Source organism: Loigolactobacillus rennini DSM 20253 (assembly GCF_001436505.1).
GTDB lineage: Bacteria > Bacillota > Bacilli > Lactobacillales > Lactobacillaceae > Loigolactobacillus > Loigolactobacillus rennini.
This window is the reverse complement of sequence record NZ_AYYI01000105.1, coordinates 42,430-56,229: the sequence shown is the minus strand read 5'-3', so window position 1 is coordinate 56,229 and position 13,800 is coordinate 42,430. Positions and strand designations below refer to the sequence as shown.

Here is a 13,800-nt window from a genome sequence, read left to right as displayed (position 1 = left end):
CGTAATCTGCGTTACTAAATTTGTTCAAGTTATTTCTTGCAATCTGCCATTTTAAATGGACTATTTTATCCTATTTTCTAATCATCCACTCAACCTTTACGATCGTAATTCAGATATATATGAACCTATCGTTGACGCGCTGCCCCGGTATGTGATGTTAGTTTTATGGTCACCTTGCTTTCTACCTTGAGTGATAAGTACAATATTGACTACTTAACGCTTTAAATAATCAGGTTTTTCAGTCAATAAAAATGGCCTTACCATATTTAGAAGATACAGTAAGGTCCTAGACAAAAGCTCGTTTATTCCTAATTTTCTGTGTCTTCCATCGCAAAATAATTTTGATGTTAGTACATGTGAAATATATCACATGTTGATACCGATTTCAATAGTTTGCCTAAAAATAAAGCAAAGTAACTGTCAAATCACAGATTACTTTGCGCAAAAAAGTGTCAGCAGGTTACTTAACCACTAACACTGTTAAATTAACTTTTAGCGGTAGTTAAAAAAACGAACAAGATATGTTGCTGAATATTTATGCACATGTTACTCAATATGCAAAGAAAGAAACAGCTAATAAATTTAGCAAATACGTTGCGTTTTAAAACTAAACCGGGTCCAAAACCGGGGTCCAAAAAAGAAGAACCCTTGTCAGATAAGGGTTCTTCGGCCATTATATGGAAGCGGCGGGAGTATTATTATACTATAATACAGTTAAAATAAGTGTCATAATTAGCGGTATAACAGCATTTTAACGAATAAGAACTTAATACAATTAAACCAAATCAAAACTTAACCGGTACCTAAACCGGAACCATTTTAGAGAGCACACCGAATAAAATACATATGTTATTTTATACATTTAGGCTGAATAATCACTAATACAAAAACAAACATCCATAAAAAAACGTACTTTATTATTAGGAGGGCGAAATTTTATGGACGAACAAATTTTTAAAGCAATTAGCATTTATGACAGCAAAATTGAGATTAGAGTTACAGACAACATTGCATTGATTGCAATCGATGATGCAGACGGGCGTATTATTACCACTGACCTCACCAGCTGTACAAATCATCAAACTGCACTTGCCTATGCTAATGAGCTGTGCAAAAAAGCCACTAGTATCGGCATTATAATCAATGACAATATCTATTAAAGACCCAAAATAATTGAAAAAGTTGACAAAGGGTCTTGCATTATACAACATAATAGTGTATTATATAATTGTACCAAGGAGGGAGGTGGTTCCCTTGCCCCGCTTAAAAATAAAAAAGCCACGAGAAGTTAAATTAACTATTAAAGTTAACCTAATCTTCGTGACTTTCGCCATTGTTTTTAAGTGGTAATAGGCCACTCTTAGAGGGCGCTAGCCCGCCCTCTTTGGTACTTTTAGTATAGCACGATTTTAGGAGGAACACAAAATGAAGCTATTTGAAAGCAAACACGTTAAAATAAGTGTCCGCAGAACAACTCGTAAAGAAATGATTACTGGCCTAATTGCTTTCGTTGTGCTCGCTTTATTAATTTGGTGGTGGTTGAAATGAAAAGTATTTATCAACAATATTTAGATAACAACCACATCACTCGCTATCAAGTTGCAAAAAAAGGGCACGTTTATCAAAGCACCCTGCAGACTGTCGCTAATTCTAAAGGTGGCACTGATACTATTTCAGGCAAAATTTTAAAGGCGACCGGGAAAGCATTAGGCAAAGAACCCTGGACTGTTTTTAAAGAATTACTGGAATTAGAACAACAAAATACCCACCAGCATAGCTAGTGGGCTGTAAGTTGAAGAAGACTTCGAAAGGAAGTCTTCTTTATTTTAGCATAATTAATTTTTCTTGTCGCGGTCCTGTTCGACTTGTTTTAAAATTGGCTTTAGATATTTGGCTTCTAATTCTAAACGTTCTGCGTAAGCGTCTTCTGGGCGCTCAAACCGATGCCCACGATAAGATTTACCCGCCACCGTTAAATAAGCACGGTAACGCATGGTGCCACTTTTCAGCTTTGATCGGGTCACACCTTTGTAACCTGTGGTATTAGATTTACGTTTACTTTGTTTTAACATGCCGGGAATAGTACCGTATTTAGCAATATCTGCTTGATTAATTTCTTGTGTTTTTTTAAAGACATGCTCATGATGATAACTGGCACCGCAAGTGGTAGTAACACCATTAAGCAAGCTTTTCATGTACGGTTCAGTTTCGCGGCCACAATCACATAAGCAATGCCATTTGGTGTACTGGCCATTACTGCCACCCTTCACTGGCCACAATGCTGTTAGATGGCCAAAACGCTGATTAGTTAAATCCCGCCGCCGACCATGCCAGGTGTCCACTGGGTGGGCTAGCTTAAATTTTCGGTAGGCTGCGCGTGCCGCTGCAATGGTATCATGCTTTTCAAACAAGGCGTGCGGGTCGTTTTTCCAGGCAGAAATGGCAACGTATTTAGTAACACCGCCCCGGTAAACATGCTTATAGACACCCGTTTCCACCCGTTCATACCGCTTTTCAATCACGGCTAATCTCTCCTTTAAATCAAATCAGCGCTATTAGGATTATCCCAGTCACACCAGTCTTCCATATCTTCTGGCTGAGCTTTCATGGCATCCTCATCAATGTACCAAACTAATTCATATTTCTGGTTGTCTGCTAACGAGCGACCAACACCCGTTACTGCTAAATGTGGAAATTGTTGCAATTCATCTTTTGCTTCGCAATATTCTTCCACATCACTGCCTGGTGCTTCAACAATTTCAAATTCTTGATTTCCAACTTTAACTGTATCCATTTCAATAACTTCCTTTCGTTTTTGTGTTCCTCAACCTTACGTACTTAGTGTAACTCCTACCCTTACTTTTGTCAATACTATAAACAAAAATAGTTTATAGTATTTTATAAACATAAAAAAGCAAGCCTATTATGACTTACTCAATAAAATCTGGAATATAACAAAGGTTTTGATTGCGCTTCTGCCAGCCCGGCGGCCGAATGGCAGTTTGATCCACAAAATAACCAGTTAAATCATGCCCTAGCTCTGACTGGTATTGGGTAGGCCACGGCCGCATTAAGCCATGCTTTGGGCTCCAGAACGACCAATCCTCAGCTGCAGGTTCCACTGTCCAAGACTTAACCCGGCCCCAACCCACGCTACCTTTTTTGCCCAAGGTCTTAACATAAGATAAATACTGCGGGATTTTCTCGAGTTTACCGCGGCAATAAAAGACGGGGTCGCTAACCACTCGGATTGTCTCAGCAGTATGATACGCTCGTTGGACGCCGACGCTAGGATTAATTTTGCCTTTATTTTTATCTAAATAAATGTGGCCGTGCTCCCAATCGGGCTCGCTGTTCCAATACTCCGTGGTCTGGGTATATTGGTGGTAAAATCCTACTGAGGCTTGATACAGTCCGTGGTTATCCTTAGGTAATGGTAATCCGATTAATAAGTCGTCCAGCTTAAGGGTGCCCAAAAACTTTTCTGGGTACCAGCGCTTAAACCAGGCATAATAAATAATACTATCAAGTGATAATAGCCCATCACTGCTATTAATCCGGCCATCGACCAAATGGGCAGTGATTTTTAAAGGCTCAGTTGCCATTTTTTACCCTCCAGTAGCTTAATTAATTGCGCCATGTCGGTATCGGCATAAATGTCTTTGAGATGGGCATCATATTGATCTTTAACTTGTTTTGCTAGCGGCGCTAACTGCAGTTTGCCACCAACAATCTTTAAAAACGGTGTCTGGCTATCGTCATCGGTCTCCTGTAGCATGACCAAATCACATAAGCCAAATCCCTGCGCCGACATGCCGCCCAAATAAGGTGCCTGCGCCCACTCTGCCAGACAAGACACTAATGCGCCCAACTCCAGCTCTGTACAATCAAGCTCCAAATTGTGCCACAACTGGGTGTTGGGGATTAGATACTCAATGCCGTAAAGCATTTGCGCCGGCAGCTCAGACTTAGCTTTTTTAGCTGTCGTTGTTTGATCCAAATAAGTACTCAAGGCTTGCTTGCTGTCGTCCATCCGGATAAACTGCTTGTCCTCCGTCATGCGGCGCCAGGATAGCTTTTGGGCCTGGTAATCGATTGGATCCAGATTAGGCGGGACAATTGCTGTGGTCTCAGCGCATACCGGATAAGCAAATGTTTGGGTAATTTTACCGGCTAAAATCTGATTGCCAATCGCACCGCCAAGTAGTGATAGCAACGGAAAATAATGGCGGATAGCCTGAGCTCGGGAGACATCAACGACTTGATTGCCCGACAGGTTGCCGCCGGTAAATAGTAAATTAAAGGCTTTTTGTGGCAACTTTAAGTGGCCCCAATGATTTAATAAATACTTTGCGCCTTGATCCCGCCAACCACCACGTAAAGCGTTGCCTGAGTAAGCAAACACTTGCTCAATCTGGTCACCATTACGCAACGTGACGGTATTTAATTTTTTTACCACACTATTGGGATCAACGGCCTGATGCGAGAGTGGCGCCTTTAAGGTATAAATTGAGTTAAATTGATAAATCGGCATTAATTTGCCTCCTTTTGACTGGCTAAGCGCTCGCGCTGGATCCGATCACGCACTAATAAGATAATCCATTGGGGCGTGTCATAAAGAGTAGTGAGGATCTGCTTTTGCTCCGTGGCGGTTAAATCTAAAATAGCCAATAGTTCCGGTGCTGGCTCTAAAGTTACTGCCCCCATTTTGACCATTAATTGGTCTAAAAATTGGGGTAAATTAGGCGCTCGCTTAGCGGTTACCTGCACCAATCGCATAATCTCGCCCCACATAGTTAAACCACGTGGTCCGTAACCCGTTTTTTGCGATTGATGGACAATATAAACAATTAAAGCCGCTCGGGCTGCGCTTTTACGCGTGGTGTCAAATTTAAGTAAGATAACGCATCAACCTCCTTGATTTGTGTGGCAACATGGACCGCCAACTCATAATCTGGTCGCTGTACATAATTAGCTAGTTTTATCATGATTTGCTTAACGCCGGTAAAATCATAATCTTTTAACTTGGCATAATTGAGTTTGCCTTGGGCTAACTGTTGTTTGCTAATGCCAATACTATACAACGCCTCCATAAAGTTAACCAAGGGCTTAAACGTCGGGTCAATTAATAAAGTCTGATTTTCAAACTGGCAATAAAACCGGCTCTGTTGATAAGAGATGCGGCTATGCAACGCCAGGTGCTTTTGTTGTGAGACGGTGCACACTAACACAAATGGTGGCTTTGGTGGCTTGATTAAATAATCTCGCACCTGCCACCGATTTAAAATGCTCAAATGGTCTGTAGTGGCGCAAAAACTATAGCGATCCAATGCCATACGATGATATTTAGTGTTTAACTTAATGGTAAAGTAGCATGCTGGGCCTACATACTTACTGCTAGGCGCCTTGTGCTGGTCCCAATTTGTATAGTTTGAGGATAATGCTTTTTTAACCGGCACGCCATGCGTAATCGGGGCGCCACAGATTGTGCAATGCGTCTCCGCTTTCACGGGGACACATTTATCCATTGGGTCCGCAAAATAGCAATCGATTTTTTGTTTGCCATTATCATAAGGCAACGGTTGCACTGTTTTTTGCCAGGCCTGATAAATTAGCTGTGTTGGTGTCAATTTATCCACCTACCCTTACTTAAAAATCAATGGCAATTAATTCCGGTGTTTTTTCCATTTTTTACCGCTCCTTAGTCGTCTTGGTAATTTTTAAACAGTACAATTAATTGCGTAATCTCGCTGATCGTCATGTCTTTTAATAGGTCAATCGTGTCTGCCATTGCCGGATCTTTATTTTCCAACTGGTCACCAACGATCGTTAACTGTTCTGTTAGTTTTTTGATAAATAGGACAAATTCGGTTTGCTGATCCCCGATTTGGGTCGTAATCCAACTGACCTCATAGGCCCGGGCTAGCTTAGTAACAATTGTCCAAGCCGCTTTTTCAATGTCCGTTTTGCCGCTGCGATAATTTAAAACGCCATAGCGGCTAATATCAGTAATATTAGCTAGATAAGTTGTGCTGATCGATTTATCTGCCAATATTGCCTTAGCCTTGTCCATATCGGTACCCAGCTGGTCGCGCCAGCTGTGTTTATACTCGGTTCTGTCTGTCATTATTTACCTCCGATTTACCATAATTTTTTAATAACTATTGCATCTTTAATTAAAATTTCACCATAATCTACGGCATAATTATCATCACCGCCCATTTCATTGCTAGCAATTACATAAGCATGATCTGGAATATATATTGATGTATCAAAATTCAACATAGTTGGCGCGTCTATATACCAAGCACTACTACCATCTAATTCAGGCAAATCATCATATTCCGGTGTTCCAAATTCGGGGAAATCACGTTCATCTTGCCGATCGGGATTGTCTTTAGAATAAGCAACAATGTCACCATCATTGTATTCACGATCTTCAAACCGAACACCGACATAATAATAATTTTCTTCAGTTGCTTCAACTAATTTTTTTAATTCTGCGTACTTCATTTTAATAACTTCCTTTCTTGTGTTCCTCAACCTTACGTACTTAGTGTAACTCCTAATCTCACTTTTGTCAACAATATAAACAAAAATAGTTTATAGTATTGACTATAGTGCATAAAAAATAAGCCTACCCCGCTAGGAATAGGCAATGTTAAATCGATGACTGTTAAATTATTTAAACTGGCCCCAGAGATTATTAGCCGTGCCCGTCGGATGCACCGGTAAATACAAATCTCTACCATTATAACCAATATAATGCACCCAAGTATAACCGTCATAATTAATCCAGCTATCATACTTGATGGACGCATATGCTGGTAGCATACCAGCCCGAGGTGCACCGGTGCCCGCCAAATAGCGTACTTGGATTGGTGTATCGCCATTAACAAACGTGCCAGACTCAGCTTTAAAACCTGCAGCTAGGTGTCGTTGCAGATTGCCATTAGTTGTGCCAGGGTTTTGATTGCCAGCAGGCTTGTCAGTTGTCGGTTTATTGTTACCTAGGCTAGAGCTACCAGTCACTACGTCGCGGCCTAACATAGCCTGTGATACACCCCATTTGCTCAAATAGCCAATAGGATCGCTATGATTACCCCAGATATTTTGGCTGACAAAATTATGCGTGATGATACCCCCATTGATGTCGTTAAATCTCAGCGGGATGCCAAACTGTTTTGCCGAGTTGTGTGCCAATTTAACGTAAGCTGCATAATCCTGTTTAAACTGCGCATAGGACTTGGCATGGCCAAGCTCAATTTGTACAGGACTATTAGCGTTGGCATAGGAGCCAGCACCCCAAGCAACATATCCCGGCTGGCCAACCTGATACACCTGACCACCATCACCGACAACGTATTGCGTGTACGTGTAACTGCTATTCCAATTGTTTTTAAAATAACTAGCATTATCGCGCGCACCAGACTCAGTACCCACGTCATGCAATACCACGTATTTATTATTGGTTACTTGACTTGAGCCTTGGCCGGCGCCTAAAGCAAAGGATTTGTCTACACTGTAAGCATTAGTTGCCGTGGTGGCGCCAAACAAAAGAGCGGCTGCCATTGCAGTCGCTCCCAAAATAAGCTTTAATTTATTTGATTTTTTCATGCTGACCTCCTTATAAAAATTTAAGCAACAACTCAATCAGCGCAAACGCTAAGCCAGACGCCCCAAAGATCATCGTAAACATCTTAATCTGATTTGTCTTGGACATCTTTTTTAACGTGTAGTCATGTTGCTCCGCCACATTGTTGCGCTTGATGATTTCGCGTAAGATTTCGCCGTTTTGGTTGCGCAAGTAGCGATTTGATTCATCTACCCGTTGCAAGCCTTTTGACAGGTCATCTTTCAAATCTCGCATACTGTCCTCAATATGTTCAATCCGATTTTCGTGATCGGCAACTCGTTGCTCAATCGGTCTTTTGTCTGCCATTTACTCACCCCAATTTTTTGGTATAAAAATAACCGCACTAGGCGGCCTATAACTAATATTATTATCTACCAACTCAGCGTAATAATAACCATGCCGATAATATAAATCAGCCCCAAAATAAAAAAGAAGCGGTTAAACCATTTAAAACCTAGCATTTTAAAACTCCTATCTAAGCGGCTTTAACACTGTCATATTGTGCCTGCGTAATCATGTCAGTTTTAACAAATAAGGACATGTCATCATCAGTAAAAATGTTACGCTGGTAAAAATCTAAAATATAAGCCATTAGGCTTCAGCTCCTTTCAATTCTGCCACTTTTTTCGTCAATTCCGCCACAGCGCTTTGGGCTGCTGTAGCCGTCTGGGTTGCTTTAGCCAACTGCTTGGTTAAATCCGCAATCATTTTGTCTTGTTCTGATGGTTCTAACGGTTCCTGCTCCGGGCGGTTCTTAAGCCACTCTTCGCGGCTGACGCCTACCCATTCCGACCCGTTAAATGTCCGGGGTTCGTACAAACCATCAGCTGGCCGTACCTCGGTAGCATTTGCCGGCACCTTGGCGCCGGCGTCAATTAATTCGCTATGGTCAAAAACTTTTTGGCCATCGTAAAAATAAATCTGTTTTTGTGCCATTATTAATCCTCCTAATCATTATTGTGAGATATAGTTAAATTCAATTGGTAACCAAAGTATTTCGTTTGGTTTCATGCGGTTGTCCAACATAATATAAATGATCCTTGCAGTTTGACCATCAGCCGTTAATTTCCAGCGCACTAAACTTCTGCCAGATGATGGTAAAACTTTATTAATTTCTCTTAATGGCGGTAAGTCAGTTGGTAAAGTCACAATTGGTGTATCTGATAGATGATTCCAGTCAAGGTCTGTCCCAGATATTTCCACTTGGCCGTTAATCTTAACTAATTTAAACTTGCCAAAATCGATTACTTTGCGTTTAACTTTAAACTTGTCATCACCGTTATACACTCGTGCACCATTAATCAGAGTGCCACAATCAATCCAGCCAGTATCACTGATAGCACCGCCTGCGTATAAGTCGGCTAAATTAGCGCTAAGAGGCTTATCCCAATTTTGCTCGCCAAAATTAATTTTTTGCATCGTCATGTTAAGCCACCTCCAATTCAAGGTGGCTGTAAATCCCTTTAAACCAGTGGTTCAGGCGGGGTTTACGCCCCCCCCCCAGGGAAATATCGCCGACTAAAACAGCAACACCATCGAGACTGATACTGTTTTTTGCTGATGTAATATGAGCCATTAAATTACCTGTATTGCCAATTCTTACACCAACCGTTTCGCCGGTAGACTTATTCTTGCCAACAAAGCTTTTATCGTGGATTTGTTGTGGCAGCATACCAATTTTAACTTCTACACCTGTTGTATTGGCCTTAAATGAGCCAACAAAATACAAGACCCGATTCTGGATCTTAAATTGTAGTGTGCCAGTTACGGGTGCAATCAGAGATACTGGTTGCCAGTCCGTACCATTAGTGATTTTGTCAAACTGTGTTTCTGTTGCATCAAAATTTCCATTGATTATTTTATCCCAATTATTTTGCCCATATGCAATTTTCTGTAATGCCATAAATAGGCTCCTTTCTTAATTAAAAGACGCCCATAAAATATATGAGCGTCTAGTTACTTACATACCAAATATTTACCGGTAGCCAGATAATATAACCAGTATCCTTGATGTCCTCTGCGAGATGACAAGCCTTTAAACTAATCTCCTGGCCATCCATCGTAATGTCCCAGCGGTTATAACCATCTTTAGTGCCGGCATTAATTAAGCCAAACACATAATTGTGGGAGACCGGATAGCCGCTAGGCAATTTAATTAAGGGCACATCACCAGGCTTGACGTCTTGATACTTAGCACCTAAAGCGCCAGTAATCATCACGATTTTAAATTTGTGGAAATCTAATACCCGCCGTTTAATCGTGGTATCGCTGGCCTTATCGGTCAGCGCATAATAATCCTGGGCACCGTTTAGTAGAGATGCACAAGCGACCCAACCTGAGTCACTAACGCCCCCCGAAAAAATCTGTTTGAGGTTCTCATTAATTTTTTGGTCCCATTGCGGGGCGCCAAAATCAATTGGTGTATATTGTGTCATGTAAAACTCCTCCTATTTATTTAAATTTAGCATTGGTTGTCTGGATGCCGACAGTGGATACGCCACTGGTCAAGTACAACCAGTGCTTGTCGCTACTGTAGGTTGTAATTATTTGGTCCGGGTTAAAATCATCCAGGTACTTTTTGACCTGGGCTAAATTAACCAAAAAGGTCACGCTAGCATTGCCGTCAGTAAATTCCGGCTGCACCGGCAACTCATGCGTGGTCTTAACGCCAAAAAAGCCCGGGTCTGGCTGTGGAATACCGGCACCATACTGGTACACGTAAAGCTTAAACCGCGGAAAATCGCTACTGGACACGCCGCTGAGATTCAATCCATACTTGCCACCCAATTGGGTGCGGGCATTAGTTTCGATTAGCTCCTTGAGCTGCGCTTGTGTGACTAGATCCTTTTGGTCCGCTTTTTGATCAATCGTATCCAATTTCTCATTTAGGCCGTTGACCGAGGCCTGGATACTAGCATAATCCGCATTGAGACTAGTAATCAGACTAGTGACTTGTTGTTGCCACTTAGTCATTTGCTTTTGGATATTGCTGTCAGCATCATTGTAACGTTGCTCTAACTTTTGGTAAGCCGCATCAAATTTATCTTGCCAATCAGCCAAGGCCTCGTCGGCCTTACCACCAGTATCATCTAACAAAGTTGTAAACTGCTGGTACAAATCATCAAACCGGGCTTGATACTGTTTTAGCCAAGCCTGGGTTTTACTATCTGCCTGAGCTTGTTTAGCCTCGATTTGGTCTAAAATATCCTCAAATGGTGTGACATAGTCCCGTGGAATCAAGCCAGTAATGACTTTATCCGCTAAAACCTCTAAGTCAAATTCTAAAGTAGTGACATTATCACCGTTACGGACAATTTTAAAAAAGGCTTGGACATATGATCCAGCTAAGGCAAAAGCCTCTTTTGGCATGTCAAATCTAAACTGCCCGTTGGCTGGGTCAATTGGCACCCCATGTTTAGCATCGATAATGCGGTATCTACCACCAGGTAACTGCCCCATAAACCAATAGTTACACCCCGTTAAATCATATGGACTACCATCTTCATTCTTAACATTGACAAAGACCTGGCGCATGCCGTTTTCATACTGCCGCGCCTGTACCCAATTATTGTTACTGTTGGAAAAATTAAGCTTAAAATTCTGGACATCGTCAACGAGCGCCCGCTTATCAGTGCCAATTCGGTAAGTTAAAACTGGCATTAAATCACCCCTTTATCTTCTAAAATTTTTGTGACGACTCGCTCTGCAGTTTCTTGATCCACTCCTAGCGTAATCCGATTGATTTTTTTATCCATATCCGCTAAGGCGGTTTGCACATCGTAATTGATATTTTTGCTTAGATTATCAATATCCTCGCTTTTAACACTTTCCGGCAGGCTATCATATAACTGATTAAGTTGCCGTAATCGGTAATCAATCAGCTTAAAATTATTAATCAGCTGCAGCCTAAACTTGCCGTTTAATGGCACCACCAAATCATCAGTCACCATCCGTTGTGTCATCCGCCTTATCTCCCTTCTGGTTGATTTTAACTGGCAAGGTATCGCCGTTATCCAAGGTCACCTCGCCGCCAACGATTGTCCCGGCACCGTCAACAGTTAAAGCTATTGCTGACAGCGATGCGCCCGTGTCACCCTTTAAACTGGCTAACCATTGCTCCTTGGTGCCCTCAAAGCCTGCAGCAACTGCAATATCATAGGCTGATTGCCCGTCATGACCATCATTACCATCTTTGCCAGGCCTGCCTGGCTCTCCCGGATCACCTTTAATCGTGCCAATTAAGTTTTTGATTTGATTAAAGACAAACTGATTATTATTAGTGAGCCAATTACTGATGTAACCTGCCAACCCCAATACACCCTCAGCTTTAGTTAGTACCGCAAATTGACTGCCTTTCGGCAAGCCGAAATCTGGGTTATCGCCAGCAACTTTTAAGGTGTAAAGTGGCAGATCATCTCTGGAGACTGCTGCTCTAACTGCCATTTGCGGTTTTTTGTTAGCCGGTACAGGAGTGCCTGCCAGCCGAGAATCGTAACTTCTTTGGCTATTTTCCGCTGCTTGAAGTATTGCTTTTCGCTGCGCCTTTAAAGCGGCAAGCGCCTTATCCAAAGCGTCGGAGCCCGCCTTTTTATAATTTAAAATCGTCTTAGCGCGATTGTTTAAGGTAACTTCGGTGGATTTCGCTTTGTCCAATGGATAGTATTTATAAGCAACAATTTCTACTTGCGTAGCAAACCCAGAGGGGCGGATTTCCAAGCGCCTAATTTCCATCAACGCTGGCTCGCCGGCCCTTTGCTCTGACGTCTCAATTGTCAAAGGTGGATCTGATGTCATCTTTGCTAATGCAGAAGCCCGCATAGCATTAGGGTCAGTAAAGCGCTCATCTGATAAATCATCACCGGGATGTAGCTCCCACTGCTTGACTGATTGCTCATCGGTCACTAAAAATGGCGTAAAATAATACTCGGTTTTATCACTATCTGTGCCAGTGTTTTCTTTTTGTTTGCCATACACTTTGACTTGGTTAACGAGTCCCGTAGAATCATAGGTCAATTTAACCTCGCTGGTATTATGCAAATAATCGATGCGGTTGCCCAGATTTTTGGCAATGGCATCATGTTGATAAATCCTAATATTTTTGTTGTCTGGCCAAAAGACAGCATCTGACCAGGTAGACGCAATCTTAGATAGCATATCCTTACCACTGGAGTTGCCTAGGTCAGTAATTTGTTGTTTATCAAAATTACCAATCACCTGCCACGTAAAGCCCAGCTTATTCCCAGACAAATAAAAAGCCAGCACATCGTTAACACTGTAGGTTAACGTACCGGTTTTTACTTGACGCTGTCTGACGCGGCTGACCTCATAGGCAACATGGACCGCGGTTACTTGGATGGTGTTGACACCACTACTATGAGCTGAGGCGACTTGCTTAACAATATATTCCTGATCCTGCCAATAAACACTAGCCTCGACGCTTAAAGAATTGTAAGCGACTGACTGATCATCATAGGCGGTAAATTCTAATTGATACTGGCTATTTAATTCCACCTGAATACAGAGTGTGTCAAATAACACACTACGTAAAGGCTCCGCATAGGCGCTGTGCAGGCCTTTGACGACTAATTTATTGCTGCTAGCCAAGGTAGATAAACGGGAAGCTAAACGTGATACTCATCTTAGTTGCGCCTGAAACTTTGATGTTGTTATAGCCGGGCTCTAGAACCAGATTACCGTAATCAGTTTTATCACTAGCTGGCTTGCCGTCGATTGTGGTTGTGATGCCATTTAGAATCACCGTGTTACCCCCTTTGCTGGATTTATTTAACCGCCAGGATGTGTTATTGGTCGTATTTGTGATTTGCAAATAGCTGCCAGTATACTTAGTTATGATACTGAGCTCGTGGCGCTGATAATAAGGGTCAATAATAATATCCGAGGCGTTAAACACCTTAAAATTACTGGTGCTAAAGTGATAACTGAGCGTGTCATTGCTGGGCAGATTCATCCCCATTTGCCAACCATCACCGTCCGAATGATCCAACTTGTCACTATTTAACAACGAATACTTGTACCCACTCGGATTTTCAAACGGAATAGTAAACATGGCGTCTTGTGCTCCATCACGCCAGGGTTTAATTTCAAAATTACCAGCTCGAACGTATTTAACAATCACCGGCTCGGCATTAGTTCGGATCCTGATT

Annotated in this window: 22 protein-coding genes; 3 read left to right on the top strand and 19 right to left on the bottom strand. The window is 41.9% G+C overall.

Annotated elements, in window-relative coordinates:
* Positions 1-938 precede the first annotated feature (938 nt).
* The 3 genes from FC24_RS11085 (at position 939) to FC24_RS11080 (ending at position 1,781) form a co-directional block, all read left to right on the top strand.
* Positions 939-1,160 carry a hypothetical protein gene (locus FC24_RS11085; protein WP_057874906.1) on the top strand — a complete coding sequence of 74 codons (222 nt, stop codon included), beginning with the start codon at positions 939-941 and terminating at the stop codon, positions 1,158-1,160.
* Positions 1,161-1,425: 265 nt separating this feature from the next.
* Complete coding sequence (locus FC24_RS11935) at positions 1,426-1,548, top strand: hypothetical protein (RefSeq protein ID WP_268872310.1); 123 nt, start codon at positions 1,426-1,428, stop codon at positions 1,546-1,548.
* Positions 1,545-1,781, top strand: a complete 237-nt coding sequence (locus tag FC24_RS11080; protein WP_057874905.1) for a hypothetical protein — start codon at positions 1,545-1,547, stop codon at positions 1,779-1,781. Before FC24_RS11935 ends, FC24_RS11080 begins: the two co-directional genes overlap by 4 nt.
* 54 nt (positions 1,782-1,835) lie before the next feature.
* Here FC24_RS11080 and FC24_RS11075 read toward each other — a convergent pair whose 3' ends face one another.
* From FC24_RS11075 to FC24_RS10990, 19 genes are all read right to left on the bottom strand, one after another.
* Positions 1,836-2,522, bottom strand: a complete 687-nt coding sequence (locus tag FC24_RS11075) for a hypothetical protein (RefSeq protein ID WP_057874904.1) — start codon at positions 2,520-2,522, stop codon at positions 1,836-1,838.
* 14 nt (positions 2,523-2,536) lie between these two features.
* Positions 2,537-2,794 carry a hypothetical protein gene (locus tag FC24_RS11070; protein ID WP_057874903.1) on the bottom strand — a complete coding sequence of 86 codons (258 nt, stop codon included), beginning with the start codon at positions 2,792-2,794 and terminating at the stop codon, positions 2,537-2,539.
* Between the two features lie 136 nt (positions 2,795-2,930).
* Positions 2,931-3,605, bottom strand: coding sequence for a hypothetical protein (locus FC24_RS11065; protein WP_057874902.1), 675 nt, complete (start codon positions 3,603-3,605; stop codon positions 2,931-2,933).
* Complete coding sequence (locus FC24_RS11060; RefSeq protein ID WP_057874901.1) at positions 3,587-4,534, bottom strand: hypothetical protein; 948 nt, start codon at positions 4,532-4,534, stop codon at positions 3,587-3,589. The genes FC24_RS11065 and FC24_RS11060 overlap by 19 nt, the downstream gene beginning before the upstream one ends.
* On the bottom strand, positions 4,534-4,794 hold the full coding sequence (locus tag FC24_RS11055; protein WP_157059131.1) for a hypothetical protein: 261 nt from the start codon (positions 4,792-4,794) through the stop codon (positions 4,534-4,536). Before FC24_RS11055 ends, FC24_RS11060 begins: the two co-directional genes overlap by 1 nt.
* A gap of 56 nt (positions 4,795-4,850) precedes the next feature.
* Positions 4,851-5,630, bottom strand: a complete 780-nt coding sequence (locus FC24_RS11050) for a hypothetical protein (protein ID WP_057874899.1) — start codon at positions 5,628-5,630, stop codon at positions 4,851-4,853.
* 71 nt (positions 5,631-5,701) lie between these two features.
* Positions 5,702-6,127, bottom strand: coding sequence for a hypothetical protein (locus FC24_RS11045; protein ID WP_057874898.1), 426 nt, complete (start codon positions 6,125-6,127; stop codon positions 5,702-5,704).
* Positions 6,128-6,141: 14 nt separating this feature from the next.
* Positions 6,142-6,513 (bottom strand): hypothetical protein, encoded by a 372-nt coding sequence (locus FC24_RS11040; protein ID WP_057874897.1) that lies wholly within the window; start codon positions 6,511-6,513, stop codon positions 6,142-6,144.
* Positions 6,514-6,681: 168 nt separating this feature from the next.
* A complete protein-coding gene (locus FC24_RS11035) occupies positions 6,682-7,617 on the bottom strand; it encodes an N-acetylmuramoyl-L-alanine amidase (protein ID WP_057874896.1) in 936 nt (311 codons plus the stop codon).
* A 10-nt stretch (positions 7,618-7,627) separates the two neighbouring features.
* Positions 7,628-7,942, bottom strand: a complete 315-nt coding sequence (locus FC24_RS11030; RefSeq protein WP_057874895.1) for a hypothetical protein — start codon at positions 7,940-7,942, stop codon at positions 7,628-7,630.
* Between the two features lie 169 nt (positions 7,943-8,111).
* Positions 8,112-8,228 (bottom strand): XkdX family protein, encoded by a 117-nt coding sequence (locus FC24_RS11400; protein ID WP_083485701.1) that lies wholly within the window; start codon positions 8,226-8,228, stop codon positions 8,112-8,114.
* Positions 8,228-8,572 carry a hypothetical protein gene (locus FC24_RS11025; protein ID WP_057874894.1) on the bottom strand — a complete coding sequence of 115 codons (345 nt, stop codon included), beginning with the start codon at positions 8,570-8,572 and terminating at the stop codon, positions 8,228-8,230. The genes FC24_RS11400 and FC24_RS11025 overlap by 1 nt, the downstream gene beginning before the upstream one ends.
* Before the next feature lie 18 nt (positions 8,573-8,590).
* On the bottom strand, positions 8,591-9,055 hold the full coding sequence (locus FC24_RS11020; RefSeq protein ID WP_162257021.1) for a hypothetical protein: 465 nt from the start codon (positions 9,053-9,055) through the stop codon (positions 8,591-8,593).
* Positions 9,056-9,062: 7 nt separating this feature from the next.
* Complete coding sequence (locus tag FC24_RS11015; protein WP_057874892.1) at positions 9,063-9,539, bottom strand: hypothetical protein; 477 nt, start codon at positions 9,537-9,539, stop codon at positions 9,063-9,065.
* Positions 9,540-9,588: 49 nt separating this feature from the next.
* Positions 9,589-10,071, bottom strand: coding sequence for a hypothetical protein (locus FC24_RS11010; protein ID WP_057874891.1), 483 nt, complete (start codon positions 10,069-10,071; stop codon positions 9,589-9,591).
* Between the two features lie 16 nt (positions 10,072-10,087).
* A complete protein-coding gene (locus FC24_RS11005; protein ID WP_057874890.1) occupies positions 10,088-11,296 on the bottom strand; it encodes a BppU family phage baseplate upper protein in 1,209 nt (402 codons plus the stop codon).
* Entirely contained in the window at positions 11,296-11,598 is a 303-nt protein-coding gene (locus FC24_RS11000) for a hypothetical protein (RefSeq protein ID WP_057874889.1), read from the bottom strand. Before FC24_RS11000 ends, FC24_RS11005 begins: the two co-directional genes overlap by 1 nt.
* The gene (locus FC24_RS10995; protein ID WP_057874888.1) at positions 11,576-13,240 is read right to left on the bottom strand and encodes a phage tail protein; all 1,665 of its coding nucleotides are present in this window, start codon (positions 13,238-13,240) and stop codon (positions 11,576-11,578) included. Before FC24_RS10995 ends, FC24_RS11000 begins: the two co-directional genes overlap by 23 nt.
* Positions 13,233-13,800, bottom strand: a 568-nt coding sequence (locus tag FC24_RS10990) for a phage tail family protein (protein ID WP_202813625.1), incomplete at its 5' end; no start/stop codon positions are given. The genes FC24_RS10995 and FC24_RS10990, both read right to left, overlap by 8 nt.

Excerpts from the sequence above, each read along its gene's own strand:
- FC24_RS11005 (WP_057874890.1), bottom strand. The coding sequence starts at position 11,296 with ATGCCAGTTTTAACTTACCGAATTGGCACTGATAAGCGGGCGCTCGTT.
- FC24_RS11055 (WP_157059131.1), bottom strand. The coding sequence starts at position 4,794 with ATGTGGGGCGAGATTATGCGATTGGTGCAGGTAACCGCTAAGCGAGCG.
- FC24_RS11040 (WP_057874897.1), bottom strand. The coding sequence starts at position 6,513 with ATGAAGTACGCAGAATTAAAAAAATTAGTTGAAGCAACTGAAGAAAAT.
- FC24_RS11025 (WP_057874894.1), bottom strand. The coding sequence starts at position 8,572 with ATGGCACAAAAACAGATTTATTTTTACGATGGCCAAAAAGTTTTTGAC.
- FC24_RS11935 (WP_268872310.1), top strand. The coding sequence starts at position 1,426 with ATGAAGCTATTTGAAAGCAAACACGTTAAAATAAGTGTCCGCAGAACA.
- FC24_RS11400 (WP_083485701.1), bottom strand. The coding sequence starts at position 8,228 with ATGGCTTATATTTTAGATTTTTACCAGCGTAACATTTTTACTGATGAT.
- FC24_RS11010 (WP_057874891.1), bottom strand. The coding sequence starts at position 10,071 with ATGACACAATATACACCAATTGATTTTGGCGCCCCGCAATGGGACCAA.
- FC24_RS11000 (WP_057874889.1), bottom strand. The coding sequence starts at position 11,598 with ATGACACAACGGATGGTGACTGATGATTTGGTGGTGCCATTAAACGGC.
- FC24_RS11060 (WP_057874901.1), bottom strand. The coding sequence starts at position 4,534 with ATGCCGATTTATCAATTTAACTCAATTTATACCTTAAAGGCGCCACTC.
- FC24_RS11065 (WP_057874902.1), bottom strand. The coding sequence starts at position 3,605 with ATGGCAACTGAGCCTTTAAAAATCACTGCCCATTTGGTCGATGGCCGG.
- FC24_RS11015 (WP_057874892.1), bottom strand. The coding sequence starts at position 9,539 with ATGGCATTACAGAAAATTGCATATGGGCAAAATAATTGGGATAAAATA.
- FC24_RS11020 (WP_162257021.1), bottom strand. The coding sequence starts at position 9,055 with ATGCAAAAAATTAATTTTGGCGAGCAAAATTGGGATAAGCCTCTTAGC.
- FC24_RS11080 (WP_057874905.1), top strand. The coding sequence starts at position 1,545 with ATGAAAAGTATTTATCAACAATATTTAGATAACAACCACATCACTCGC.
- FC24_RS11030 (WP_057874895.1), bottom strand. The coding sequence starts at position 7,942 with ATGGCAGACAAAAGACCGATTGAGCAACGAGTTGCCGATCACGAAAAT.
- FC24_RS11035 (WP_057874896.1), bottom strand. The coding sequence starts at position 7,617 with ATGAAAAAATCAAATAAATTAAAGCTTATTTTGGGAGCGACTGCAATG.
- FC24_RS11045 (WP_057874898.1), bottom strand. The coding sequence starts at position 6,127 with ATGACAGACAGAACCGAGTATAAACACAGCTGGCGCGACCAGCTGGGT.
- FC24_RS11085 (WP_057874906.1), top strand. The coding sequence starts at position 939 with ATGGACGAACAAATTTTTAAAGCAATTAGCATTTATGACAGCAAAATT.
- FC24_RS11070 (WP_057874903.1), bottom strand. The coding sequence starts at position 2,794 with ATGGATACAGTTAAAGTTGGAAATCAAGAATTTGAAATTGTTGAAGCA.